This window comes from Brucella pseudogrignonensis (assembly GCF_032190615.1).
Lineage (GTDB): Bacteria > Pseudomonadota > Alphaproteobacteria > Rhizobiales > Rhizobiaceae > Brucella > Brucella pseudogrignonensis_B.
The window spans coordinates 1,459,939-1,483,178 of record NZ_JAVLAT010000001.1 but is presented as its reverse complement, the minus strand read 5'-3'; the positions used below and the strand labels follow the sequence as shown (position 1 = coordinate 1,483,178).

Here is a 23,240-nt window from a genome sequence, read left to right as displayed (position 1 = left end):
AGAAATACATTGATGAGGAAAAAGAGATTCGTTTTTTTGCTGATCGATGCACAGGCACTCTAACTCAGAGCGTCCTCCCGTGGCTCAAGCCACACGACGCTCTGGCTCAGAACCGTTCGAGGAGGATGCTCAATGCCGCGTCTCTTTACTGCCCTCGAAATCCCGCGCGACGCAGCGCTTTCGCTTTCGTTATTACGAGGCGGCCTCCCAGGCGCACGCTGGATTGATGTCGAAAACTACCACATAACTCTGCGTTTTATTGGAGATGTGGAAGGCCATGTGGCCGACGAAGTTGCCAATGCACTGGATCGTGTACGACGTCCCGAATTCATGCTCAATCTGTCCGGAGTCGATGCTTTTGGTTCAAAAAAACCGCACAGCATCTATGCGGCTGTGTCCCCCTCGCCTGAACTCAACGCATTGCAAGGGGAAATTGAGCGTATTTGCCAGCGGCTTCGAATTCCCGCCGATCCACGCAAATTCACACCCCATGTGACTTTGGCACGGTTAAAAAATCCACGCATTGAGGATGTCGTGCAATATCTCTCGTCCCGCGGCAATTTCTCGACAATGCCGTTTAAGGTGGGTCGCTTCGTACTGATGTCATCGCGCGATTCTGTGGGTGGCGGTCCTTACATAGTCGAAGAAGCCTGGCCTTTGGTGCCTGCATCACGCCAGAACTGGTCGGCCAACGCCTTTGAAGAGGCAAGCACCATCCGGTAAACCTGCTCGAAATCCCCGATATTTCCATAATAAGGATCGGGGATTTCCACCGCTTTGCCCTCTGCTATTTCGGTGAAAAGTCCGATACGCGCGGTTGTGTTCGCAGGCTGACGCTGCGCAATCATGCGCATATTGTAACGATCCATCCCAAGAATGAGATCAAAGCGGGTGAAATCACTTGCAGTCAACTGGCGGCAAGATTGTTCAGAAATATCAAGGCCATGCTTTGCAGCAACCCGGATGGAGCGTTCGTCTGGTTCTTCGCCGGTGTGGTAGCCATTCGTGCCTGCCGAATCGATCAGCACATGATCAATGCGCCGCTCAGCCAGAACCTGCGCCATCACGCCTTCTGCAAGCGGAGAACGGCAGATATTGCCTGCACAGACGAACAGAATACTGGTTGGGGCTGATTGGGTCACGGAACTCTCGCGGCTATGATAAGTTATAATCAGAACCGCAACATAGGCGAAATGTGATGGCACGCAACAGGCTGACAGAAGAAGAACTGAAACAAGCTCTCAGCGAGCTTGAAGGCTGGCACAAGCTTGATGACCGAGATGCAATCAGCAAGAGTTTCAAGTTCAAAGACTTCAATGCCGCTTTTGGATTTATGGCGCGGGCAGCGCTTTATGCCGAAAAACTCGACCATCACCCGGAATGGTTCAATGTTTATAATCGTGTTGATGTGACACTTTCAACGCATAGCGAGAACGGCATTACGGAACTAGACATTAAGCTTGCGCGCAAAATGAATGCGATCGCTTAACGCATTTACACCTTTGAAATATAAACGAAAATCGTCTTTTTCTGAAAATTGAAACTGCCGTCGCGGTTTCTCGCGATGTATGGCAGTGCTTTGGTCAGATCAACGCGATCACTCCAATGTTGGCCGAGTTCCCCGCCCTTTATACTGCGAATAAACACATCTCCGACCGAAACGGCCGAATGGAAAATGTGGCCCGCTCTTACATCGTAAAAGCCGATGGCGCGCCCATAGGGCAGCGATGAATAGCCATTCCACAATTCGCCAGCCCGGAAATTTAATAACGGTATCCAGTTCTGCCCTGATGTGCCGCGTAAAGTGTGCTCGGAAATGCCAGCTCCAAGCAGGAAGCGCATATAGGCCGTGATGTCATAACAAATGCCGTCTTTCACATCGATATCGACCTGATCACCAATATCCTGTGCTGCTGCAAGTTGATGTCCGCGATAGAACTGGCTCGACCGGTCACTGCGCACAAAGTTTTCGCCATAACCAGTTAAATGCATTGAATAGCTCCACTCCATCAGATCGTGTTCAGCCCCAAGAGGGCAAATACATAATCCGGTGATTTGGGAGGCGTGGTGAAGCTGATGGTTTTGGCAGGGGCTACCGCTGCCTCATCGGGTAGAAAACTTGAAAATGACGAGAAATAATCCCATCTTCTTGTGGTGACAGCCCTCTCTCTGGCTGACAGGAGTACTGACTATGGATCGCACCAAGATTGATGATATCCTAGCCCCCGGAAGTGAGCGCGACCACGAAAAGCGTAGCGAACGTGTGAAAAAGGGGTTCTGGAAGACTGCACGTCGTGCTGGTCGGATGGTGCCTTTCATGGACGAAGTTGTTGCGGCTTATTATTGCGCGCTGGATGAAAAGACCCCGACTCGGGTTCGCATGACGCTGATGGCAGCACTTGCCTATTTCGTGCTGCCGTTTGACATTATTCCCGACATGCTGGTGGGGATTGGTTTTACCGACGATGTTGCCGTTCTAATGGCAGCACTGACTGCTGTACGCACACACATAACGCCTGCGCATAGAATTGCAGCCCGCGATGCAATGCGTGACGACGGCGAAGCCGCTTAGTCTGTTTCACAAATTTGTTACGGTAGAATACATCGCTGATCGGGAATTGACGCGATATGACAAACTCTTGCCGCTTTCTTTTCATTGAACTTGGCAACGGGATCGTGGGGGTTAAGGCCCAGAACCTGTTAATTTGACGGAAATGGTGTGAGGCCATCCGTTTGGATACGAGGAGAAGAAGCGAAGGAAATGTGGTTCATTTTCGAGCTTCTTTGACAAAGTAGCCGGGCGGATGGGTCACATCCTCCGGACACCGAAATGACTGGCGATCTGCTATGTCGAGCCGCTTGACCGGGGGAAACACCCCGCTCTTCACGTCTCTCCTCGCAGCTCTTGTCATTTCAGGTGCCATGTCCGTCAAATTAACAGGTTTTGGGCCTCGGCCCACTCGTTCAAGTTTTCTTTCAAAACTTCACCGTTTGGTAACCCTGATTAAGGCACATTAAGGGTCATCAAACGGGGCGGCGTGTTGAACGGCGACATCCCGATATTCGACTTTGAAGCAAACGAAAGAGAACCGGTAAAAAATCATGCTTGGAAAATCGATCGTCGCGGCTTCGGTGTTCACGATTGCAATGGCAGGCTCAGCACTCGCCCAGACACCGACCCAGATTAAGCAGTTCGACGCTTGGGGCGCATACAGCTACCAGTCTGCCAATGGCAAGGTTTGCTATGTCCTGTCCGTTCCGACTCAGAAAGCACCCGCCAATGTTGATCATGGCGATAACTTTTTCCTCGTGAGCAAGAAGCCGGGCCAAAACGTCAACCTCGAGCCACAGTTCATGGCTGGCTATGAGTTGAACACCAATGCAAATGCCAAGGTTACTGTGACCGTGGGCAATCGCAATTTCACGATGTTCGTGAATGGCAAGTCCGGTTGGATGGAAAATGCAGCAGAAGAGCCGCAGCTGATCGCAGCGATGCGTGGCGGCGCGGAGATGAAAGTACAGGCACAGTCCAAACGCGGCACGAAGACAAATTACACCTATTCGCTCAAAGGCATCTCGGCAGCACTCGCAGCCATTCAGAATTGCAAATAAGCCAATCGGTCACTTTTTACTTTTACGCACATCCCGAAAGCCGGTTCCCACTTTTCGGGGTGTGCTTTAAACTCTTTAGCCGGGGCTTTGCTCCGGCTTTTCTTTTGAGGTCGTATCCTCACTTATGCATGTTTGCCGCGACAGACTGCGGGATGACGGATGCAATATTGTGTGCTATGAGCGCGCGCAACAGGCTCGCATTTCAGATGAACGAGCCCATATATCCATGCAACAGATCGTGTTTACCGGCGCGTTTTATGCGGCGTCCTCAACAGTTGAAAACATATGTCCATTTCGTTCGACCTGACCATTGATGATACGCGTGACCAGCTTGCCCGCCATGTGCGCGCAAATATGGAGCAAAAGCCGTCGCTCATCGGCATGTCGCGTGAGGAAATGGCTGATGAGCTGATCAAGATTGGCGTCTTGCCAAAGCAGGTCAAGATGCGTATTGCGCAGCTCTGGCACTGGCTTTATGTGCGCGGCGTTTCCGATTTTGCCGATATGCGCAATATTTCCAAAGATCTGCGCGCTCTTTTGGCGCAGCATTTCACCATTGCGCGCCCGGAAGTGGTTGAAGAGCAAATCTCGCAGGATGGAACGCGCAAATGGCTGTTCCGCTTTCCGCCACGCGGTGCTGGACGCCCTGTTGAAATCGAATGTGTCTATATTCCTGAAGAAGGCCGTGGCACGCTCTGCATTTCCTCACAGGTTGGCTGCACGCTGACCTGCTCGTTCTGCCATACGGGCACGCAGAAGCTGGTGCGCAATCTGACATCGGAAGAAATTCTGGCGCAGCTGCTGACTGCGCGTGATCGGCTGGGCGATTTCCCGGAAACCGACACACCGGACGGCGCTATCGTGCCTGCTGAAGGCCGCAAAGTCACCAACATCGTGATGATGGGCATGGGTGAACCGCTTTACAACTTCGAGGAAGTGAAGAAGGCTCTCCTGATTGCATCCGATGGCGACGGGCTGGCGCTTTCCAAGCGTCGTATTACGCTTTCGACCTCTGGCGTTGTGCCTGAAATCTATCGCACCGGCGAAGAAATCGGCGTTATGCTGGCAATCTCGCTGCATGCAGTGCGTGATGAATTGCGCGACCTTCTGGTGCCGATCAACAAGAAATACCCGCTGGAACAGCTTCTCAAAGCTTGCCGCGAATATCCAGGCCTGTCGAATGCAAAGCGCATCACCTTTGAATATGTGATGCTCAAAGACATCAATGACAGTATGGAAGATGCCAAGCTCCTTGTGAAGCTTCTGAAGGGCATACCGGCCAAGATCAACCTGATCCCATTCAACCCTTGGCCCGGCACCAACTACCAGTGCTCGGATTGGGAGCATATTGAACGCTTTGCCGATTATGTGAATGCTGCAGGCTATGCTTCACCAATCCGCACACCGCGCGGTCGCGATATTCTGGCCGCATGCGGTCAGCTGAAATCGGAATCAGAGCGTATGCGCAAGACCGAGCGTCTGGCACTCGAAGCCATGATGATCGCCGGGCATGGAGAATAACTAACGGAGATGAAGCACGGGTGACCGATACATTCGATTACATCATGCGTTTTGCCGTTATTGTTTTCGGCTATTGCATCGCCGTTCTGGCCGCTGGATTTTTTCTGGCGGCTATTCTGTATAGCCAGGTTGACGTCCTCGGCTATGCACTGTCGGACCCATTTTTTGAGGATGTGTTCACTGAAATTCGTAATGGCTGGGATATGACTGGCTTTTACGCTGCGGTGCTTGTGGGCGGGCCGGTGCTTGCTGTTATGGCGGGCGGTTTCAGCTTTTTCCCGGCACTGGCGTTGATTGTGGTCAGCGAAGTTCGCGGCTGGAAATCATCGCTGCCCTATTCCATCGGCGGTCTGATTATCGGACTGATTGCTATAGGAGCGGGATCAATTTTCACCGTCAATGACCAGCCGATCGACGCTGGCATCATTCTTTTGACGGGCGCTTTTGCCTGTTCAGGAATCGTGGGCGGGTTTGTTTATTGGCTGATTGCCGGGCGCAATGCCGGGCGTTTTTTAGCCCGCCCGGCTCAATGATTTTACTTTGCCTGCGCGGTCAGTATTTTCAGCGCAAAGGCTGAGAACACGCCTGCAAAAAGCCAGTCCACAATTCGCGTCACAGTCGGGTTCTTCTTAAGAAGACCCGCAAATTTGTCCGCTGCAACGACCATAGGAATGGTGAAAGGCAGTGCCAGTGGAATGAAGGACAGGCCGAGGAAGAACAGTTTTCCCATCGCATGCGGATCACTGGCCGAGACAAACTGCGGCAGGAAGGTCATGTTGAACAGGATGATCTTCGGATTGAGCAGATTAATGCCAAGCCCTGTAGCCCAGTTCTGAACCAGCGTATGCTTCTTCCCGCCATTCTTTTCCGGCGAAAAGGCTGAGCCTTTGCGGATTGCCTGCACGGCAAGCCAGACAAGATAGACAGCGCCCACCACTTTCAAGACCGTAAAAGCTGCCGGAGACGCAAGGATCAGCGCGGACAGGCCGAGCGCCACCATGCTTGTATGGATGACGATGCCCGTGCTGGCCCCTGCCATGCAGGCAAAACCAGCGGCCTTGCCTTCAGACAAAGCACGACCAACGAACAGCGTCATGTCCGGGCCCGGTGTGATGGATAAAATGGCAGTGGCAATCACGAACTGAACGAAGATGGTCCATTCAGGAATGAAAGTCAGGTTTGTCAGAAAAGACATCGAAAGAGACTCCAGAAATTCGCGGCAAGCTAACGCGAATTCAGATAAGCCGCCATAGGATTTTTGATAAGAGATAGCCATCCGGGTTGCACGCGGCTTCGCAACTGATAAAAGACTTGCAACAAGCCTTCATCGCATCAGACGGAAGTGAACTATGAGCAAGCTGAAAGACGTTAAAAAGGTCGTTCTTGCCTATTCGGGCGGTCTCGACACCTCAATCATCCTGAAATGGTTGCAGACTGAGCTTAATGCAGAAGTCGTTACCTTTACCGCCGATCTCGGTCAGGGCGAAGAGCTTGAACCAGCACGCAAGAAAGCGGAAATGCTCGGTATCAAGGAAATCTTCGTTGAGGATGTGCGCGAAGAATTCGTGCGCGATTTCGTCTTCCCAATGTTCCGCGCCAACGCTGTCTATGAAGGCGTCTATCTGCTCGGCACGTCGATTGCCCGTCCGCTGATCTCCAAGCACCTGATTGATATCGCCAAGAAAACCGGCGCTGATGCGATTGCACACGGCGCGACCGGCAAGGGCAATGATCAGGTTCGCTTCGAGCTTTCTGCTTATGCACTGAACCCCGACATCAAGATCATCGCTCCATGGCGCGACTGGTCGTTCAAGAGCCGTACACATCTGCTCGAATTTGCTGAACAGCACCAGATCCCTGTTGCGAAAGACAAGAAGGGCGAAGCGCCGTTCTCGGTTGACGCAAACCTGCTGCACTCCTCATCCGAAGGCAAGGTTCTGGAAGATCCGGCAATCGAAGCACCGGAATATGTGCATATGCGCACGATTTCGCCAGAAACCGCACCAGACACACCAACCATCATCAAGATTGGCTTTGAAAAGGGTGATGCGGTTTCGATCAATGGCGAACGTCTGTCGCCTGCAACGCTGCTTGCCAAGCTCAATGATTATGGCCGTGACAACGGTATTGGTCGTCTTGACCTCGTTGAAAACCGCTTCGTTGGCATGAAATCCCGCGGCGTTTATGAAACACCAGGCGGCACGATCCTGCTGGCTGCACACCGCGCCATCGAATCGATCACGCTCGACCGTGGTGCAGCACATCTGAAAGATGAGCTGATGCCACGCTATGCAGAACTTATCTATTACGGCTTCTGGTTCTCGCCAGAACGCGAAATGTTGCAGGCTGCAATCGACCTCAGCCAGCGCCACGTCGAAGGTGAAGTCACGCTTAAGCTCTATAAGGGCAATGTGATTGTGACCGGTCGTGAATCGGACAAGTCGCTCTATTCCGACAAGCTCGTGACATTCGAAGACGATCAGGGCGCTTATGACCAGAAGGACGCAGCCGGCTTCATCAAGCTCAATGCGCTTCGTCTGCGCACATTGGCTGCACGCGACCGTCGCTAAGCCGATAGGATAAAGATAAAAGCCCGCCTCCCGGCGGGCTTTTTCTTTTCAAGAACGAAACGGAGCCTGGGCCGTGTTTCTTTATCTTGCGATGCCTCTTTGCATTCTGCTCGGCCTATTTCTACTGGTACGGTGCATTTCTGTCCTTTGGGGCATTATCATGCCAACAGTCCGTCATCGCTTTAAAGCCGATGGCCAGCCACATGTCGTTCATTTGCCAAACGCCGGACGATACACACTCAGTATCGTTTTTCCGCCGCTGACGATTGTCACAGGCATCGCTTATTTCTCAACGCAATTTGCAATCAAGTCACAGCCAAGCGGCGCAGCTGTCGCCTATCGTTCTACCAGCCGTTCTCTGCTCAGCGTCAAATGCACGGATATGCGCGGCTACGCTTCGCATGTGCTTGGCAATTTTGAATGTTCAGCAGCTGGCGATTACGAGATAACCTGTCTTACGCCCGAAAAAATCCGGTCGAATTTTCAACTGGAAATCTCGCCCTATGTTTCGTTCCAGAAACTCGTGCCGGTAATCTTAGGAACAATTCTGGCAAGCGGAATGAGTATCGGCGTAACGATTATGTTTATCCTTTTGCTGGCAGGTAAAATCGGGTGATCATCATACCGCATGACTGATAGAGCCAAGCATCTTTTCTTCGCCGGGACGTAAGGTCAGCACCCGCACGCCATTCGACGTTACAGCCACCGTATGCTCAAACTGCGCTGACAATTTTCCATCACGCGTCACCACGGTCCAACCGTCTTTTTCGGTCTTTACCTTGGCTGTGCCCTGATTGAGCATTGGCTCGATGGTGAACACCATGCCTTCACGCAGACGAGCCCCTGTGCCCGGCTTGCCAAAGTGCAGAACCTGCGGCTCTTCATGCATTTCACGGCCAATGCCATGGCCGCAATATTCACGCACCACGCTATAATCATGACGCTTTGCGTGACGCTCAATGGCATAACCAATGTCGCCCAGCGTTGCACCGGGTCGTACAGCGGCGATGCCCTTCCACAGCGCTTCATAGGTCACACGCACCAGACGTGAAGCGAACGGAGCCACATCACCAATCATATAGGTCTTGCCGGAATCAGCGATATAGCCGTCCTTCTCCAGCGTAATGTCGAAATTGATGATCTCGCCATTGGCGATGATTTCGTCATTGGACGGCATACCGTGGCAGACAACTTCATTGCTTGAGGCATTGAGCACATAGGGAAAATCATATTGCCCCTTGCTGGCCGGACGCGCCCGCAACTCGTGGGTGATATAATCCTCGACCAGATCATTGACCTGCATGGTACTCATGCCAACAAGTGGCGTGTTGTCGAGAAGCGTGAAGACAGACGCCAGCAGCGCGCCCGAAGCCGCCATCTTTTCCACTTCAGCCTGTGTCTTGATCATGATGACTGAACCGCCAGAATCGGAATTTCCAGATGGGCGGCGCGCAACTGCATCTGCACGATTTCATTGAACGAGAGTTCAGGGTTAGCCTGCGCCAGCATACCGATCTTCATCCAGTATTCTGCCTGCGCATTGATCGAACGGCACATAACGTCACTCGCCTTGCGCAGTTCTTCGTGCAGTTCGTCGCTGATTTTTACGATACCCATAATTCTATTCTATCACCAATATATGAAACATATATAAATCGTATATTCCACTCAATCAAGACCCACCACCTACCCCCTCTGCTTAAACCACTTGCATTTAATACGGCACCGTATTATATGTCGCCGTATGGAAATTATTGAGCAAAAGCATCATGCCCTTCTGGGCGAATTGGAACGCCGCAACGCTCCCTCAACCGGCGCGTTGAAGGCCTGTTTTGAAATCCTGTCGCTGGCTGCAGCCATTGATCGCGACTGCGCGAACAGGCTCGGCCCCCACAAGCTTTCCGAAGGCAAGTTTGTGCTGCTGTTTTTGTTGCAGAATGCAACTGACGGCCTGTCGCCACACGAGCTGTCGGAACGCGCTGGCGTGACGCGCGCCACCATTACCGGCCTTCTCGACGGGCTGGAACGTGATGGCTTTCTCACCCGTCATGCAGATACGCAGGATCGCCGCAAGCTCACAGTCAGGCTTACACCCGAAGGTGCGCGATTGGCACAAGAGCTTTTTGATCAACATACCGCCTGGATCGCGGGCCTGATGAGCGATCTTTCAACCGGCGAACAGCAACTGCTGAGCACCCTTTTGCGCCGCGTCTGGAGCCGGACCGATGCAGGCCAGTCTTTTAAAATCAGTGAAACCCTAAGGGACTTGTCATGACTTATTACCTCGCCGAACTTTACTCACCCAAGACAAGTTGGCTGACGCTCGATGCGCAAGGCAGGCAGGCTTTCTTTGAAAAAGTCGGTGCAGGCATGGGCGGTCTCGCAGCACTGGGCGTTGAAGCTTTGGCCTTGGGTCCAGTTGATACCACCAAGCCTTACGCTCCCGAGCAGAGCTTCTTTGCCATCTGGCGTTTCCCGGATGAAGCCGCTCTCGACATGCTTCTGGCCGGAATCACTGCAACAGGCTGGCATGATTATTTTGACACCATCAATGCAGCAGGCGCAGGCACTGACCTTGGCGGTCATCTTGCCCAACTGGCAGGCGTGCCTTTCAAAGAAGCCGCCTGATCTGAAAGAAAAATGCTCCCTTTTGGGGAGCATCAGACTGCTGACAAACCCCTGGCGCGAGCTGGGGGTTTATGATTCTCTGGGCCATGTTGAAGAAACCCGCTCCCGAACAGACGGCTCTCGAGATGGTGACACTAGATAGCCTGGTGCCGAAGGATCACCTGCTTCGCAAGATCGACGCGGTGATCGACTTCTCCTTCATTCATGATCGCGTCGCGAGGCTCTACTGCGCCGACAACGGTCGGCCGCCGCTCGATCCGACGCTGATGTTCAAGGCGCTGTTCATCGGCTACCTGTTCGGGGTGCGCTCGGAGCGTCAGTTGGTGCGCGAGATCGAGGTGAATGTCGCCTATCGGTGGTTCTTGCGCATGAAGCTGACGGACCCGGTCTTCGAGGCCTCGACGCTTTCCCAGAACCGTCGCCGCCGCTTCAACGACACGTCCGTGGCGCAGGACATCTTCGATGCGATCGTGGAGCAGGCGATCCGCCATGGCCTGGTGGATGGCACGGTGCTCTATACGGATTCGACCCATCTGAAGGCCAATGCCAACAAGGGCAAGTACGATCTGGTGATGCTGAAGAAGTCGCGAGCCGACTACTGGGCCGATCTCGACCGGGCGATTGAGGCCGAGCGTGTGGCGCACGGCCAGAAGCCGTTGAAGGACAAGGAACGCGAAGCTGAGGTGAAGGAAACCAAGGTCAGTCGTACCGATCCCGATAGCGGTTACATGGTCCGCGACGGTAAGCCTAAGGGTTTCTTTTATCTCGATCACCGCACGGTCGATGGCCGCCATGCCATAATCACTGATACCTATGTGACGCCAGCCAATGTGCATGACTCCATCGTCTATCTCGAACGATTGGACCGGCAGCGTGAACGCTTCGAATTCACTGTCGGCGCAGTCGGTCTGGATGCCGGCTATGCCACGGCAGGCATTGCTAGAGGTCTGGAGGGGCCAGAGGTCTGGAGGGCAGGCAAATCCTCGGCGTGACCGGCTATCGCAGGCCGACCCCGCCCAAAGAGGGGATGGTCGCCAAATCGAAATTCGTCTACGAGCCCGAGGCGGACGGTTATCGCTGCCCTCAAGGCCAGTTACTCAGCTACGCCACCACCGACCGCAACGGCTACAAGCACTACCGCTCGGACCCGTCAGTGTGCTGCGACTGCCCGCTTCTGGCATCGTGCACCGCAAACGCCAAGGCGGAGCGGACCATTACCCGGCATGTCTGAGCTGATGCCCGAGAGCGCACCGACATGAACCGCAAGACGACGTGGGGCAAGGTGATCTACAAGCGGCGCAAAGAGACGGTCGAACGCTCGTTTGCCGATGCCAAACAGCTACACGGGCACCGCTATGCCTCTTTCGCGGTCTCATCCAGGTCAGATGGCAATGCCTGCTTGCAGCGAGCGCCCAGAATATCAGGAAGATCGCAATGGCGATGACGACCCCCCCAAAACCAGCCTGGGGATGAGGGCTCTCAAGCCCACTTCAAACTCCGCCCACCCAGCCCCGAAAACACCATCTGAACACGCACTCCCAAAACACCAAAAACCCGCCAAAAAAATCGACGGGTTTGTCAGCAGTCTGAGGCCCGTGAGGGCCCTTTTCATTATGTGATGACGCTTGGCTCAGTCCGTCCGCTGCGCTTTTTGACCTCAGCAATTTGCTCAGCAGCATCAATCAGCACTGCCAGCGTTTCCTGCGTGTCGAGATTGTGCTTGGCGGTATCGGATTCATAGCGCTCGATATAGATGCGGATAGTTGCGCCTGATGTACCTGTCCCCGATAAACGCAGAACAACACGTGCACCGCCTTCAAAATAGATGCGGATCCCTTGATGTTCGCTGACCGAATGATCAATTGGATCGTGATAGGCGAAATCATCGGCCTTTTCGATTTTCAGACCGTTCACGCTTGTCCCCGGCAGGCTTCCGAGCTTGCCACGCAGATCAGCAACCAGCTTTTTTGCAATGTCAGAATCAACCGCTTCATAATCGTGGCGGGTATAATAGTTGCGGCCAAAGCGAGCCCAATGTTCCTCAACAATTGACTTCACGCTTTCCTTGCGCACGGCCAGAATGTTGAGCCAGAGCAGGACAGCCCACAACCCGTCTTTTTCGCGCACATGGTCCGAGCCGGTGCCGGAACTTTCTTCACCGCAGATCGTAACCTTGCCATGATCAAGCAGATTGCCGAAGAACTTCCAGCCGGTCGGCGTTTCATAGATGCCGATGCCGAGCTTTTCTGCAACACGGTCGGCTGCGGCACTGGTTGGCATGGAGCGGGCGATACCTTTGATGCCATCCTTATAGCCGGGTGCAAGATGTGCGTTGGCCGCAAGCAATGCCAGTGAGTCGGAAGGGGTTACAAAAATACCGCGTCCGATGATGAGATTGCGGTCGCCATCACCGTCTGACGCCGCACCAAAATCCGGCGCATGATCCGACATCAGCAGATCGTAGAGCTCTTTGGCATAAACGAGATTCGGGTCGGGATGATGCCCGCCAAAATCAGGCAGCGGCACGAAATTCATCACGCTGCCTTCGGGCGCACCAAGACGGCGCTCAAAGATTTCCTTGGCATAAGGTCCGGTAACCGCATGCATGGCGTCGAATTTCAGTGCAAAGCCGTCTTTGATCATGGCGCGGATCGCGTCAAAATCGAACAGGCTTTCCATCAGTTCGGCATAATCCGTGACCGGATCAAAGATCACGATTTCGGTGTCGCCGATCTTGGAGGTTCCGAGCTTATCGATGTCAACATTCGCGGCCTCAATGATCTTGTAATGATCGATAACCTTGGAGCGCGCAAAGATCGCTTCGGTGATCTTTTCAGGCGCAGGACCGCCATTGCCGATATTGTATTTAATGCCGAAGTCTTCGGTCGGGCCACCGGGATTGTGGCTGGCTGACAGAATGAGGCCACCAAAAGCCTTGTATTTGCGGATCATGTTGGAAGCGGCAGGCGTAGACAAAATGCCCCCCTGACCAACCATGATGCGACCAAAGCCATTGGCGGCTGCGATCTTGATGACGTTTTGGATCACTTCGCGATTATAGAAGCGTCCATCGCCGCCCACCACAAGGGTCTTGCCCGCAAAACCATCCAGCACATCGAAAACCGACTGGATGAAATTTTCGGCATAATGGGGCTGCTGGAAAACCGGCACTTTCTTGCGCAGGCCCGATGTACCGGGCTGCTGATCCTGAAAGGGCGTGGTGGCAACTGTCTTGACGGTCATATTTTTCCCGTTCGATTCAATGATTTGAAATAGCAAGTGATCAGTCTTTGCGCTCATTGCAAGACAAGATAGATCAAACTTATTGTTTGAAAATAACAAACTGTGTGCTGTTGTGCAGAAACAGTTCTGTTTTTCATTCCGGATGACGCCATATGAAGCCTTTCCAAGCGGAAAGCCTGCCCGCTGAAATTCTATCAACGCTTTCCCAATTGGATGCCCGACTGATCGTGGCCATCGCTGGTCCTCCGGGAGCCGGAAAGTCCACGATTTCAGAATATCTCCGCGATGCAATCAATCAGGGTGAGTCAGGACCAACGGTCATTGTACCGATGGATGGCTTTCATCTCGATAATGCGATTCTGGATGAGCGCGGCTTACGCAGCCGCAAAGGCTCTCCTCCGACCTTTGATTGCGAAGGCTTTGCCACACTTCTGGAGCGTCTCAAAAACTCATCGGAAGATGTTGTCATTCCGGTTTTCGACCGCACACTCGACCTTGCGCGTGCCGGTGCGTCTATCGTGCGTACCGATCATCGGATTTTGCTGGTCGAGGGCAATTATCTGCTGCTCAATCAGCAACCGTGGACCCGACTTGCGCCATTCTTCGATATGACGATCTTTCTCGATGTCCCTTTGGCCGAGCTTGAACGCCGACTTATTCAGCGCTGGCTTGACCATGGGCATACGCCCGATGCCGCACGCGAACGCGCACTGTCCAATGATATTCCGAATGCAAAACTCGTTGTCTCATCCTCACGCGATGCGAATTACGTTGTCAAAACGGCATAGTTCATGACGGAAAATTGCTCGGGTAAGGCTTGCAGGTGGTGATTCTTGCCTGCATGATAAAAACCTCATTTACATTTCACGGGATCAGCTTTTCATGACTAACTATGTTTTTCAGCCTTCGCCGCAGCCTTACGTGCCGGTTAGGGGAACAGAAGCGCGCTTTCCTGTGCACCGCATTTATTGCGTCGGTCAGAACTATGCTGAGCACGCCATTGAAATGGGCGGCGATCCTACTCGTAACCCGCCATTTTTCTTCCAGAAAAACCCTGATAGTCTGGTGATTGATGGCGGTGACTTTCCGTATCCGCCAAAGACCGAAGATGTCCATCACGAGATAGAATTGGTTGTTGCACTCAAAACGGGCGGCAAGGATATTGCGGTCGAAACAGCGCTCGATCATGTGTTTGGTTATGCGGTGGGTATCGACATGACACGGCGCGATTTGCAGGCCGTGGCCAAAAAAGCTGGTCGTCCATGGGAAGTTGCAAAAGCGTTTGAGCATTCCGCACCGTGCTCGGCCATCGTGCCCGCTTCGGAAATTGGCCATCCCGAATCGGCTGAGATTTCGCTCAAAATCAACGGTGAAACCCGCCAGTCTGGCGATCTCAATCAGATGATCTGGAAGGTTGCCGAGACGATTTCCTATCTTTCGTCACTGTTTGAACTGCAACCCGGCGACCTTATTTATACAGGCACACCTGCGGGTGTTGGTGCAGTTCAGCGCGGCGACGTGCTGGAGGGGGCTGTGAGCGGCATTGGTTCGATTATTGTCAAAGTCGTCTGATCACGGAGGAATGATGAGTATTTATTTGCCGACTGACGTTCATGACGCCCTTGAGCGCTTCATCAACGAGACGCATCCAGGCATCAATCAGACCGAGGCAATTATTCTGATTCTGCGAAAAGCACTTGTGCATCAGGGCTATCTTGCAGCTGCGCCGGAACATGGTACACCGCCTGAAGATTTGAACGCCACGAATGACGATTGATGATGAATAAGATTCCACCTGAGGGAGCGCGCTACAAGGCCGCTCTCGGTCGCCGCCTTCTGCTTTTGACGATTCTGGCGATTGTGCTGACTGTGGCGCTGATCTGGATGAGCATTTATCTGTTTGATCCAAATGGTGGGATCGGCTTTGATGACTTTGGAATTTTTGCGCATGAATTCAATGCGATAGACACGATGTTGCCGCGAATTCTATGAGCCGGAGCATGGCTCTGTTACGCGTTGAAATATTCATTTTGACGCTTGCCTGACTTTCAGGGCTTCCGCTTTGCGCATTTAGCGTGGTACATCACTGTCATCGATTGAAAGAATATTGACTGAACCGGGCCTTATTTGCGCCTGTTAAGCCAAGAGGATCTTATGGCATTCGAGGACATCAAGGCAGAGATCGCTCTGCTGTTTGAGCAGATGGTAAACCAGCCGCAGGACGTTCACGAGGTTCGTGAAATCGTTCGCGAGAAGCTTAATACGCTCAAAGCGACAGGTATGCCTTTGCCAGACGATCTGGTTGAACTCGAAAAACGCATCGAACAAGATTTTGATTCATAGGGTCGGTTGATCATGCGATTTCAGTCTTTTTCAAAACCATTCGTTCTTCCGCTCTTTAAAGGCGCGCTGCTATTTGGGTGCGCTTTTGCATTGAGTGCATGCAACACGACAAATGATGGCAAGACTGCAAAAACCGCGCTGATCACTCCAACGGAAACGTCTGCGACCGCCACGACTGTCGCCGCGACAACGGCAACCGGCGACGCAGTCACCCCTGCCGCAGGCACCACAGCAGTTGCGGCTGCGAACGCCACTCCGGGCACGGACACCGTTGCATCGCTTGAAAATCCCGTGCTTCCATCGGTTGTACCGATTCCGGGTGTTCGCGGACAATCTGAACCGATGCTTGCTTTTGCCAGTGCGCAGGCCGCAACGTCGCCCGCTTCTCTTGCAACCAGTATGGCATTTGAAACGCCGGACCATGCACCTGAAGGTCTTGATGATCTGATTACCAAATATTCGGTTGCTTATGATGTGCCGGAACGTCTGGTGCGCCGCGTGGTGCATCGCGAAAGCCGCTTCAATCCCGGCGCGCGCAACGGTCCTTACTGGGGTCTGATGCAGATCAGCCATCCGACTGCGCGCGGTATGGGGTATAAGGGCAACCCCAAGGGGCTGCTCGATGCGGAGACCAATCTGAAATATGCCGTTCGTTATCTGTCGGGTGCCTATAAGGTGGCTGGTGGTGATGAAAGTCAGGCAGTCCGTTATTATGCACGCGGCTATTATTACGATGCCAAGCGCAAGGGGCTTTTGCAGGAAACTGGTCTCGACGGTAGCCTGAAGCGCAATGGCCCAACGGTTGCGGCAGCCGCAACTTCGGTAGAACCAGCAGTTCTCCCACAAGGCGACGCTGTGCCCCTGCCGGGCGTTACACCTGTTCAGGCTTCATTCGCGCCTGCCGCTCAGTAAAAAACCAAACGACACGCTGTCATCTTGACGCTGCAATCTGATGTCATCACAAGTTTGGTTTGTGAACATGGAAAAGCGCGATGGATGTAAGGCTGCCTTATTCAGTCAAATGGAAATATGACCGCGCGGAGCTTTGGGCCGATGGTGTCGTTCATGTGTTGGGCGTCACGCTGGCACTTGCCGGTGCCATCGCGATGCTAATTTATTTCCTGCCGAATATGCCAGCGGCCACGTCGATTTCATCCGGGGTCTATCTCGCAAGCCTCTTGGCAGCACTTAGTGTCTCGGCTGTTTATAATATCTGGCCTGTTTCGCCGACCAAATGGTTTTTGCGTCGCTTCGATCATTCTGCAATCTATCTGCTGATTGCCGGAACCTATACGCCTTTCGCAGTGCATATGGGTGACAGGGCTGTGCCGCTGCTGCTCTTTGTCTGGGGGGTGGCTTTTATTGGTATCATGCTCAAACTCTTCATGCCGGGACGTTTCGACCGGCTGTCGATCCTGCTTTATCTGGCGCTCGGCTGGAGTGGTGTGATGATCTATGACACCATGGTGCAATCGTTGCCACCGGCTGTGTTCTGGCTGATTGCCGCTGGAGGTATGGTCTATTCACTGGGTGTTATCTTCCATGTCTGGGAACGGTTACGGTTTCAGAATGCGATCTGGCACGGCTTTGTCGTGGTCGGTGCAGCACTCCATTACTGTGCGGTGTTTGTTGTCGGAACGTGAACCTCAATCCTAATGAAAGTCGCGTGAGTTAGGCATGATCTTCACATTCCGTGGGTGACGTGCGGTCGTCTGTGAGGGCGCAATGAGCCTTTGCGGTTCGCGCCCACTCATTTCGATAAGAGCCGCTGAACGATCTTCCAGCTTTGATGCAACCAGATGCACGACGCCCTCCGGGCTGCGCTGAACCTGCCCATTAATCAGGATGAGCCGTGCGCCCATCACCTCACGGCGGAAGGTCTTCATGATCTTCGGCCAGACGACAATATTGGCAATGCCGGTTTCGTCTTCGATGGTGAGAAACACAACACCCTTCGCGCTGCCCGGGCGTTGGCGCACAGTGACAACACCCGCCACTTTCATGCGGCGGCTCTGTGTTGCTTGCTGTATGGCTTTGCAAGTGGAAACACCTTCTGCCGTGAGCCTTTCACGCAGATATTGCACAGGATGACCTTTGAGCGAGAGCCGGGTTGTCTCATAGTCAGCAATCACGTGCTCAGAAGCCGCCATTTCGGGCAGCATCGTGCGCGGCTCTTCCGCCAGTTCGCTGGTCTCAGCAGCCACAAAGAGCGGTAGTGTTTCATCATTGGGCAGGCGACGCACAGCCCAGAGTGCTGCACGGCGGTCAATGTTCAGCGAGCCAAAAGCATCAGCATCCGCCAGAAGCGTGAAAGTACGCCGGTCAAGCCGCAGACGGCGATGCATATCCTCAATGCTGCGATAAGGATCATGCTGACCAGCAGAAAGAAGGTCGGCATTGCGCTTAGAAAATCCATCAATCTGACGAAAGCCAAGTCGAAGTGCGGGTTGCATATTGGTTCTGTTTTCCAGGGTATTGTCCCAATGACTGAAATTCACATCGATCGGCAGCACGCACACACCATGTTCATGCGCATCGCGCACGATCTGTGCTGGCGCATAAAACCCCATCGGCTGTGAGTTAAGCAGAGCGGCTGCGAACACCTCCGGGTGATGACACTTGATCCATGCGGAAATATAAACGAGATGCGCAAAGCTCGCCGCGTGGCTTTCCGGGAAACCATATTCACCAAAACCTCTGATCTGGTTGAAGCAGTTCTCGGCAAAGGTCCGGTCATAGCCACGGTTGACCATGCCATCGATCATTTTGGTTTCCATGGTGTGAATGGTGCCCATCTTGCGGAAAGTCGCCATGGCACGCCGCAAAAGATTGGCTTCATCGGCTGTGAATTTTGCCGCTTCAATGGCAATCCGCATGGCCTGTTCCTGAAACAGCGGCACGCCTTTGGTTTTTTCTAGAATGTTTTTCAACTCATCCGGCTCACCATGTTCTGGCGAAGGAGAAGGGTAAATCAGGTTCTCGGGATTTTTCCTGTTTCGCAGATATGGATGCACCATATCGCCCTGAATAGGGCCGGGACGGACGATGGCGACCTGAATGACAAGATCATAATATTTGCGAGGTTGCAGGCGCGGCAGCATGTTCATCTGTGCACGGCTTTCGACCTGAAATACACCGATAGAATCGCCCTTGCAAAGCATGTCGTAAACAACTTTATCCTCACGCTCCAAAGTGGCGAGCGTTAGTTTTTCGCCGTTATAAAGCTGCGGTTTGTGCGCATGGATAAGATCGAAAGCCTTGCGGATACAAGTGAGCATGCCGAGTGACAGCACGTCCACTTTCATTAGGCCCACTTCGTCAATGTCGTCCTTGTCCCATTCGATGAAAGAGCGTTTGTCCATCGCCGCCGGACCAATCGGCACGGTCTCATCCAGACGGTCACGCGTCAGCACAAAGCCACCGACATGTTGCGACAGATGCCTTGGAAAGCCGATCAGCTCCAACGCCAGTTCCACAGCTCGCCGGATAATGGGATTGTCAGGGTCAAGCCCCGCTTGCCTGATATGCTCCTTATCGATCCCGCCGCCCGATATGCCCCAGACCGTGTTGGCAAGTGCTGCCGTCACATCTTCGGTTAACCCAAGTGCCTTGCCGACATCGCGGATAGCGCTGCGGGAGCGATAGCTGATGACAGTGGCGACAATCGCCGCACGGTCTCTCGTGTAGCGCTCATAGACATATTGCATTACATCTTCGCGCCGCTCGTGCTCGAAATCAACGTCGATATCCGGCGGTTCTTTGCGTTCGGCGGAAATGAAACGCTCAAACAGAAGGTTGACTTCTGTCGGGTCAACGCCGGTTATGCCAAGGCAAAAACACACAACCGAATTGGCTGCTGATCCTCTCCCCTGACAGAGGATTTTCTTTGATTTGGCAAATTGCACGATGTCATGGACGGTGAGAAAGTAAGCCGCATATTGCAGCTTATCGATCAATGCCAGTTCCTTGTTAATCAGTTCCCGCACCTTCTGCGGTATGCCGTCAGCGCCATAAAATCGGGCCGCGCCGTCCCATGCGAGATCATGCAGGTGTTGCTGTGGTGTCTTGCCGGGCGGCACCGGCTCATCAGGATAATCATATTTCAGCTCATCAAGCTGGAAAGTGATGGGCGCCACAAAATCGGCAGTTGCTTCAATTGCGCCGGGATAATTGCGGAACAGACGCATCATTTCATGTGGTGGCTTGAGATGCCGCTCAGCGTTTTTTTCAAGCATTCGCCCGGCGGCAAAAACGGTTGTGTAATTGCGCGTTGCTGTCAGCACGTCCTGCAAAGCACGTCGGTCGGTATGATGATAAAGCACGTCATTGGTGGCAAGCAGCGGCACGTTTGCTTCCGCTGCAAACCGCGCAATGCGTTCCGCACGGCGGCCGTCATGGCCCTGATGCGGCATGGTCAGCGCCAACCAGACTGAACCGGGAGCGGCCTTTGCAATCTCCGTCAGACGTGAGCTAAAATCAGGCTCGTCTTCGTCTGGCACAAAGACGGCAATCTGGAACTGCCGCGCGCGAAACAGCAAGTCACCCCATTCAAGATGGCATTCGCCTTTGGTGGCAGCACGGCCCTTGCCCTCTGTCAGCAGGCGACACAATTGCCCATAGGCAGGGCGGTCCCGTGGATAGACGACCATATCCGGCGTGCCATCAATGAAGGAAAGGCGGCAGCCGATAAAAAGCCGGAAGTCGCATGTGTCGCGAAACTCTTTCCATGCCGCATGCGCACGCACCACACCCGCCAGTGTGTTGCGATCAGCGATGCCGATGCCGGAAAGCCCCAGCGCATGCGCCTGCAAAACAAGCTCATGCGGATGCGATGCGCCACTGAGGAAGGAAAAATTGCTGGCCACAGCCATTTCAAAATAGCGGTCCATCACGCGAATAACCCATGCAGGAACCAGCGCGGATGATTGGCGCCGTCATAAAGTCCCTCGCGGAAAATCCAGAAGCGCTGGCCATTATCATCCTCCACCCGATAATAGTCGCGCAGCGGCGGCACATCATGACCGATGGAAAGCCACCATTCCGGTTCGATTCGTTCCGGCCCTTCGGCAAGCCGTACATGATGGTGTACACGTCGCCAGAGGAAAAACGAGGGCGGACTGTCGGGCACTTCAGCTATCGATTCGATTGGCTGCGGCGGATGAAACAGTTTTATCGGCCGCGCTGGCGGATCACCGACAAGCGTCCCACTGCTTTCATAATCGGCGTCATTCTTGCGGCCTGTCTGCATGGCAGAACGAAGGCCAAAAGCCCGTTCTGGCATATGGGTGTTGCGCGCAAACGGGGTGAGCACCCGGTTTGCGCCAAGTCGGGCGGCAAGGCGGTCAATCAACTGGCTGAAACCGGCCTGATCTTCCTCGTTCTGGTCCAGACCCGTCTGACGCTGGGCAATGGCAGCAGAGCGCAGCGCTGCAAGCCGGATCATATCGAAGCCAAAGCCAGCATCGAGCGGATCGGTCAGCGCATTGAGCCGCTCACGCGCCAGTCTCAGAAAAATCTGATCTTCGCGCAAAGGCTGGCCGGTTTCGATGCGGATATGACGTACCTCGCCATCGACCCGGAAGAACGAAGCTTCGATCAGCAGCGCGCCTTTGCCTTCGGTCTCAAGCAAAGCAAATAATTCCTGCGCCAGTTCCTGCAAAATTTGCTCAACAAGCGCCATCACCGTGACTGGCTCGGACAGGCGGCGTTCGGTCGTGCTGAGCGGCATAATGCGCAAGGGCGAAATCGGCGCCCGTTCCTGCCGCGTTAGCCGTTCAAGCTTCGTGGCAAGGTCGGTTCCGAAACGTGCGGTCAGTGTTGCACGTGGGAGTGCTATCACATCGCCGATATGCTTCAGCCCAGCGCGTTTAAGACCGGTCTCAGCCGCTTCATTCAGTTCAAGAGAGCTGATCGGCAGGCGTCGCAAAAAATGGTCGGCCCCGGCCTTGCTGAAAACGCCGCCTCTAGTGCCACGCGCCAGAAGCCGCGCGGCAAAGCTGCCATCGGCAACCGCCGCCTGTATGTGGAGACCTGCCCGTTCAATTCGCATGATTGCGTCCTCACGCATGGCGCTCAGCCCGCCAAAAAGATGCGCGCAACCGGTAATGTCGAGCATCAGCCCATGGGGCTGATCGAGAGCGACAAGCGGTGTATAGCGCTCGCACCAGTGGGCAAGCCGCGTGAGCAGCGCTGCGTCGCGCTGGGGTGCAGCTGTTGCCACGTCAAGCTTCTCCACCCGTGCGCGTGCATCGGTCAGCGCCATGCCGGGAAAAAGACCAAGCTTTGCGGCTTCAATATCCACCGCGGTCAGTCGCAGCGCATTGGCCGTGCGCTCGGTGACAACAAGTGGTGAGGGCTGTTTGCCATCATGCGGAGCGGAGCGGCGAAGCCGGTCGGTTGGCAGAAACGGAAACCATAGGGCGAGGAACATGCGTTCTGCTGACCCTTTCTGCTGCTCCAAATTCAAGGCTTTCATTGTTCCATTCCATGATCCATTGCCCGCATGTGCCGTGCCGATTGCGTTCAAGCACGGCAGAAAAGGCAGGCTTCCCGGGCGCATTCGCTCCGCTGGAGCGCGACGGCGCGGGAGCTACCCGCCAGCGGCTGACGGCTGCACTTTGAACGACCGTTCGATGACTCCTGAGCAGGAAAACTGGTAGTTGCGCTGTTTCCGTTGCCAGCAGCAGACGACGCGAAGCGGTTAGGTCGAGGCACTTTGGCTGGGCAATTATCGAAGCAACGACGCCGGAGATGAGATGCGAAGCCTTGCTTGTACTTCCCGCCTCAAGTGCATCATTGGATGCTTTGAGAACGTCTTGCGCGGTGGGGCAGCGCACGATCAGTAGCCGCGCCGGATCAACACCAAAGGCATGAAGCCCCGGCGGATAGAGCCCGCCATATTCACTTGAAGTGCTTTCCTCCTCAATCCAGATAATCGGCCTTTTTGTAGAGGACGCCCGCAACGCAAGCGCCAGTGCAAAGCCGGTTGCCGCCATATGCACACCGGGGTTTTCTGCAAAAATTTCATGCAAAGCATCGCCTGCCAAACCATGCGGGAAAGCATCATCTGCCTGCGCAAAACCCAGCGTAAAACTGCGCGCACGCCCGAAACCTGTGGCAGGTTCACTGCTAAAATTGCCTTGTGTGCCGTTGCCTTCAATGGCCGTAACCATGCGCCGCAACGCCGCGATGTCGATGCCGCTCACGTTTGAAACCTACAATTTGTTCACTTTATGTTCCAGTATTGAATCGAGTCAGCGAAGAGTCAAGCGGGATCATCTGTGGGTTGGTGTGGATAAGACAAATGCTCCCCAAAAGGGCGCT

Annotated in this window: 26 protein-coding genes and 1 pseudogene; 18 read left to right on the top strand and 9 right to left on the bottom strand. The window is 53.9% G+C overall.

Annotation, left to right across the window (positions count from 1 at the left end; translation table 11 throughout):
- The first annotated feature begins 132 nt into the window (after nucleotides 1-132).
- Nucleotides 133-723, top strand: coding sequence for an RNA 2',3'-cyclic phosphodiesterase (gene thpR, locus RI570_RS07200; RefSeq protein WP_313827730.1), 591 nt, complete (start codon nucleotides 133-135; stop codon nucleotides 721-723).
- On the opposite strand, the gene RI570_RS07195 is transcribed toward thpR, so the two are convergent.
- Entirely contained in the window at nucleotides 633-1,142 is a 510-nt protein-coding gene (locus RI570_RS07195) for a low molecular weight protein-tyrosine-phosphatase (protein ID WP_313827729.1), read from the bottom strand. The two genes, thpR and RI570_RS07195, sit on opposite strands and share 91 nt — an antisense overlap.
- A 56-nt stretch (nucleotides 1,143-1,198) precedes the next feature.
- Here RI570_RS07195 and RI570_RS07190 point away from each other — a divergent pair, with 56 nt between their 5' ends.
- Nucleotides 1,199-1,489, top strand: a complete 291-nt coding sequence (locus tag RI570_RS07190; RefSeq protein WP_313827728.1) for a 4a-hydroxytetrahydrobiopterin dehydratase — start codon at nucleotides 1,199-1,201, stop codon at nucleotides 1,487-1,489.
- Nucleotides 1,490-1,494: 5 nt separating this feature from the next.
- Here RI570_RS07190 and RI570_RS07185 read toward each other — a convergent pair whose 3' ends face one another.
- The gene (locus RI570_RS07185) at nucleotides 1,495-1,992 is read right to left on the bottom strand and encodes a hypothetical protein (protein ID WP_313827727.1); all 498 of its coding nucleotides are present in this window, start codon (nucleotides 1,990-1,992) and stop codon (nucleotides 1,495-1,497) included.
- Nucleotides 1,993-2,191: 199 nt separating this feature from the next.
- On the opposite strand from RI570_RS07185, the gene RI570_RS07180 reads away from it, so the two are divergent.
- The 4 genes from RI570_RS07180 (at nucleotide 2,192) to RI570_RS07165 (ending at nucleotide 5,666) form a co-directional block, all read left to right on the top strand.
- Nucleotides 2,192-2,572, top strand: a complete 381-nt coding sequence (locus RI570_RS07180; RefSeq protein WP_313827726.1) for a YkvA family protein — start codon at nucleotides 2,192-2,194, stop codon at nucleotides 2,570-2,572.
- A 530-nt stretch (nucleotides 2,573-3,102) separates the two neighbouring features.
- Nucleotides 3,103-3,612, top strand: coding sequence for an invasion associated locus B family protein (locus RI570_RS07175; protein ID WP_313827725.1), 510 nt, complete (start codon nucleotides 3,103-3,105; stop codon nucleotides 3,610-3,612).
- A 285-nt stretch (nucleotides 3,613-3,897) separates the two neighbouring features.
- The gene (gene rlmN, locus RI570_RS07170) at nucleotides 3,898-5,133 is read left to right on the top strand and encodes a 23S rRNA (adenine(2503)-C(2))-methyltransferase RlmN (RefSeq protein WP_313827724.1); all 1,236 of its coding nucleotides are present in this window, start codon (nucleotides 3,898-3,900) and stop codon (nucleotides 5,131-5,133) included.
- Between the two features lie 20 nt (nucleotides 5,134-5,153).
- Entirely contained in the window at nucleotides 5,154-5,666 is a 513-nt protein-coding gene (locus tag RI570_RS07165; RefSeq protein WP_313827723.1) for a hypothetical protein, read from the top strand.
- A 2-nt stretch (nucleotides 5,667-5,668) separates the two neighbouring features.
- Here the strand turns inward: RI570_RS07165 and RI570_RS07160 are convergent, their stop codons facing one another.
- A complete protein-coding gene (locus RI570_RS07160; protein ID WP_313827722.1) occupies nucleotides 5,669-6,328 on the bottom strand; it encodes a LysE family translocator in 660 nt (219 codons plus the stop codon).
- A 154-nt stretch (nucleotides 6,329-6,482) separates the two neighbouring features.
- On the opposite strand from RI570_RS07160, the gene RI570_RS07155 reads away from it, so the two are divergent.
- Both RI570_RS07155 and RI570_RS07150 read left to right on the top strand, forming a co-directional pair.
- Nucleotides 6,483-7,703, top strand: coding sequence for an argininosuccinate synthase (locus RI570_RS07155; RefSeq protein ID WP_313827721.1), 1,221 nt, complete (start codon nucleotides 6,483-6,485; stop codon nucleotides 7,701-7,703).
- A gap of 73 nt (nucleotides 7,704-7,776) precedes the next feature.
- On the top strand, nucleotides 7,777-8,319 hold the full coding sequence (locus RI570_RS07150) for a hypothetical protein (protein WP_313827719.1): 543 nt from the start codon (nucleotides 7,777-7,779) through the stop codon (nucleotides 8,317-8,319).
- Nucleotides 8,320-8,322: 3 nt separating this feature from the next.
- Here RI570_RS07150 and map read toward each other — a convergent pair whose 3' ends face one another.
- Nucleotides 8,323-9,111, bottom strand: coding sequence for a type I methionyl aminopeptidase (gene map / locus RI570_RS07145; protein ID WP_313827718.1), 789 nt, complete (start codon nucleotides 9,109-9,111; stop codon nucleotides 8,323-8,325).
- Nucleotides 9,108-9,320, bottom strand: coding sequence for a ParD-like family protein (locus tag RI570_RS07140; protein WP_313827717.1), 213 nt, complete (start codon nucleotides 9,318-9,320; stop codon nucleotides 9,108-9,110). The genes map and RI570_RS07140 overlap by 4 nt, the downstream gene beginning before the upstream one ends.
- Nucleotides 9,321-9,447: 127 nt before the next feature.
- On the opposite strand from RI570_RS07140, the gene RI570_RS07135 reads away from it, so the two are divergent.
- The 3 genes and pseudogenes from RI570_RS07135 to RI570_RS07125 all read left to right on the top strand — a co-directional run bounded on the left by RI570_RS07135 (nucleotide 9,448) and on the right by RI570_RS07125 (nucleotide 11,804).
- Nucleotides 9,448-9,978, top strand: a complete 531-nt coding sequence (locus tag RI570_RS07135) for a MarR family transcriptional regulator (protein WP_313827716.1) — start codon at nucleotides 9,448-9,450, stop codon at nucleotides 9,976-9,978.
- Nucleotides 9,975-10,331, top strand: a complete 357-nt coding sequence (locus tag RI570_RS07130) for a DUF6616 family protein (protein ID WP_313827715.1) — start codon at nucleotides 9,975-9,977, stop codon at nucleotides 10,329-10,331. Before RI570_RS07135 ends, RI570_RS07130 begins: the two co-directional genes overlap by 4 nt.
- A gap of 86 nt (nucleotides 10,332-10,417) precedes the next feature.
- Nucleotides 10,418-11,804: pseudogene (locus RI570_RS07125) on the top strand (IS1182 family transposase).
- 138 nt (nucleotides 11,805-11,942) lie between these two features.
- On the opposite strand, the gene RI570_RS07120 reads toward RI570_RS07125, so the two are convergent.
- A complete protein-coding gene (locus RI570_RS07120; protein WP_313827714.1) occupies nucleotides 11,943-13,574 on the bottom strand; it encodes an alpha-D-glucose phosphate-specific phosphoglucomutase in 1,632 nt (543 codons plus the stop codon).
- 152 nt (nucleotides 13,575-13,726) lie between these two features.
- On the opposite strand from RI570_RS07120, the gene RI570_RS07115 reads away from it, so the two are divergent.
- From RI570_RS07115 to trhA, 7 genes are all read left to right on the top strand, one after another.
- Entirely contained in the window at nucleotides 13,727-14,362 is a 636-nt protein-coding gene (locus RI570_RS07115) for a nucleoside/nucleotide kinase family protein (RefSeq protein WP_313827713.1), read from the top strand.
- A 94-nt stretch (nucleotides 14,363-14,456) separates the two neighbouring features.
- Nucleotides 14,457-15,146, top strand: a complete 690-nt coding sequence (locus RI570_RS07110) for a fumarylacetoacetate hydrolase family protein (protein WP_313827712.1) — start codon at nucleotides 14,457-14,459, stop codon at nucleotides 15,144-15,146.
- Nucleotides 15,147-15,159: 13 nt separating this feature from the next.
- Nucleotides 15,160-15,351, top strand: a complete 192-nt coding sequence (locus RI570_RS07105) for a hypothetical protein (protein ID WP_313828584.1) — start codon at nucleotides 15,160-15,162, stop codon at nucleotides 15,349-15,351.
- Nucleotides 15,352-15,353: 2 nt separating this feature from the next.
- The gene (locus tag RI570_RS07100; RefSeq protein ID WP_313828583.1) at nucleotides 15,354-15,566 is read left to right on the top strand and encodes a hypothetical protein; all 213 of its coding nucleotides are present in this window, start codon (nucleotides 15,354-15,356) and stop codon (nucleotides 15,564-15,566) included.
- Nucleotides 15,567-15,728: 162 nt separating this feature from the next.
- Entirely contained in the window at nucleotides 15,729-15,917 is a 189-nt protein-coding gene (locus RI570_RS07095; protein ID WP_313827711.1) for a hypothetical protein, read from the top strand.
- A 12-nt stretch (nucleotides 15,918-15,929) separates the two neighbouring features.
- Nucleotides 15,930-16,829, top strand: a complete 900-nt coding sequence (locus RI570_RS07090; RefSeq protein WP_313827710.1) for a lytic transglycosylase domain-containing protein — start codon at nucleotides 15,930-15,932, stop codon at nucleotides 16,827-16,829.
- A gap of 80 nt (nucleotides 16,830-16,909) precedes the next feature.
- Nucleotides 16,910-17,560, top strand: a complete 651-nt coding sequence (gene trhA, locus RI570_RS07085) for a PAQR family membrane homeostasis protein TrhA (protein ID WP_313827709.1) — start codon at nucleotides 16,910-16,912, stop codon at nucleotides 17,558-17,560.
- A 9-nt stretch (nucleotides 17,561-17,569) separates the two neighbouring features.
- Here the strand turns inward: trhA and RI570_RS07080 are convergent, their stop codons facing one another.
- The 3 genes from RI570_RS07080 to RI570_RS07070 are packed head-to-tail and all read right to left on the bottom strand — an operon-like array spanning nucleotide 17,570 to nucleotide 23,122.
- Complete coding sequence (locus tag RI570_RS07080; protein ID WP_313827708.1) at nucleotides 17,570-20,806, bottom strand: error-prone DNA polymerase; 3,237 nt, start codon at nucleotides 20,804-20,806, stop codon at nucleotides 17,570-17,572.
- A complete protein-coding gene (locus tag RI570_RS07075) occupies nucleotides 20,806-22,347 on the bottom strand; it encodes a DNA polymerase Y family protein (protein ID WP_313828582.1) in 1,542 nt (513 codons plus the stop codon). Before RI570_RS07075 ends, RI570_RS07080 begins: the two co-directional genes overlap by 1 nt.
- The gene (locus RI570_RS07070; RefSeq protein WP_313827707.1) at nucleotides 22,283-23,122 is read right to left on the bottom strand and encodes a hypothetical protein; all 840 of its coding nucleotides are present in this window, start codon (nucleotides 23,120-23,122) and stop codon (nucleotides 22,283-22,285) included. The genes RI570_RS07075 and RI570_RS07070 overlap by 65 nt, the downstream gene beginning before the upstream one ends.
- Between the last annotated feature and the right edge of the window lie 118 nt (nucleotides 23,123-23,240).

What these genes read in the sequence shown, in the direction of transcription:
- thpR (WP_313827730.1), top strand. Translation starts at nt 133, where the DNA reads ATGCCGCGTCTCTTTACTGCCCTCGAAATCCCGCGCGACGCAGCGCTT.
- RI570_RS07190 (WP_313827728.1), top strand. Translation starts at nt 1,199, where the DNA reads ATGGCACGCAACAGGCTGACAGAAGAAGAACTGAAACAAGCTCTCAGC.
- RI570_RS07185 (WP_313827727.1), bottom strand. Translation starts at nt 1,992, where the DNA reads ATGCATTTAACTGGTTATGGCGAAAACTTTGTGCGCAGTGACCGGTCG.
- RI570_RS07180 (WP_313827726.1), top strand. Translation starts at nt 2,192, where the DNA reads ATGGATCGCACCAAGATTGATGATATCCTAGCCCCCGGAAGTGAGCGC.
- RI570_RS07175 (WP_313827725.1), top strand. Translation starts at nt 3,103, where the DNA reads ATGCTTGGAAAATCGATCGTCGCGGCTTCGGTGTTCACGATTGCAATG.
- rlmN (WP_313827724.1), top strand. Translation starts at nt 3,898, where the DNA reads ATGTCCATTTCGTTCGACCTGACCATTGATGATACGCGTGACCAGCTT.
- RI570_RS07160 (WP_313827722.1), bottom strand. Translation starts at nt 6,328, where the DNA reads ATGTCTTTTCTGACAAACCTGACTTTCATTCCTGAATGGACCATCTTC.
- RI570_RS07155 (WP_313827721.1), top strand. Translation starts at nt 6,483, where the DNA reads ATGAGCAAGCTGAAAGACGTTAAAAAGGTCGTTCTTGCCTATTCGGGC.
- map (WP_313827718.1), bottom strand. Translation starts at nt 9,111, where the DNA reads ATGATCAAGACACAGGCTGAAGTGGAAAAGATGGCGGCTTCGGGCGCG.
- RI570_RS07140 (WP_313827717.1), bottom strand. Translation starts at nt 9,320, where the DNA reads ATGGGTATCGTAAAAATCAGCGACGAACTGCACGAAGAACTGCGCAAG.
- RI570_RS07135 (WP_313827716.1), top strand. Translation starts at nt 9,448, where the DNA reads ATGGAAATTATTGAGCAAAAGCATCATGCCCTTCTGGGCGAATTGGAA.
- RI570_RS07130 (WP_313827715.1), top strand. Translation starts at nt 9,975, where the DNA reads ATGACTTATTACCTCGCCGAACTTTACTCACCCAAGACAAGTTGGCTG.
- RI570_RS07120 (WP_313827714.1), bottom strand. Translation starts at nt 13,574, where the DNA reads ATGACCGTCAAGACAGTTGCCACCACGCCCTTTCAGGATCAGCAGCCC.
- RI570_RS07115 (WP_313827713.1), top strand. Translation starts at nt 13,727, where the DNA reads ATGAAGCCTTTCCAAGCGGAAAGCCTGCCCGCTGAAATTCTATCAACG.
- RI570_RS07110 (WP_313827712.1), top strand. Translation starts at nt 14,457, where the DNA reads ATGACTAACTATGTTTTTCAGCCTTCGCCGCAGCCTTACGTGCCGGTT.
- RI570_RS07105 (WP_313828584.1), top strand. Translation starts at nt 15,160, where the DNA reads ATGAGTATTTATTTGCCGACTGACGTTCATGACGCCCTTGAGCGCTTC.
- RI570_RS07100 (WP_313828583.1), top strand. Translation starts at nt 15,354, where the DNA reads ATGAATAAGATTCCACCTGAGGGAGCGCGCTACAAGGCCGCTCTCGGT.
- RI570_RS07095 (WP_313827711.1), top strand. Translation starts at nt 15,729, where the DNA reads ATGGCATTCGAGGACATCAAGGCAGAGATCGCTCTGCTGTTTGAGCAG.
- RI570_RS07090 (WP_313827710.1), top strand. Translation starts at nt 15,930, where the DNA reads ATGCGATTTCAGTCTTTTTCAAAACCATTCGTTCTTCCGCTCTTTAAA.
- trhA (WP_313827709.1), top strand. Translation starts at nt 16,910, where the DNA reads ATGGATGTAAGGCTGCCTTATTCAGTCAAATGGAAATATGACCGCGCG.
- RI570_RS07080 (WP_313827708.1), bottom strand. Translation starts at nt 20,806, where the DNA reads ATGGACCGCTATTTTGAAATGGCTGTGGCCAGCAATTTTTCCTTCCTC.
- RI570_RS07075 (WP_313828582.1), bottom strand. Translation starts at nt 22,347, where the DNA reads ATGTTCCTCGCCCTATGGTTTCCGTTTCTGCCAACCGACCGGCTTCGC.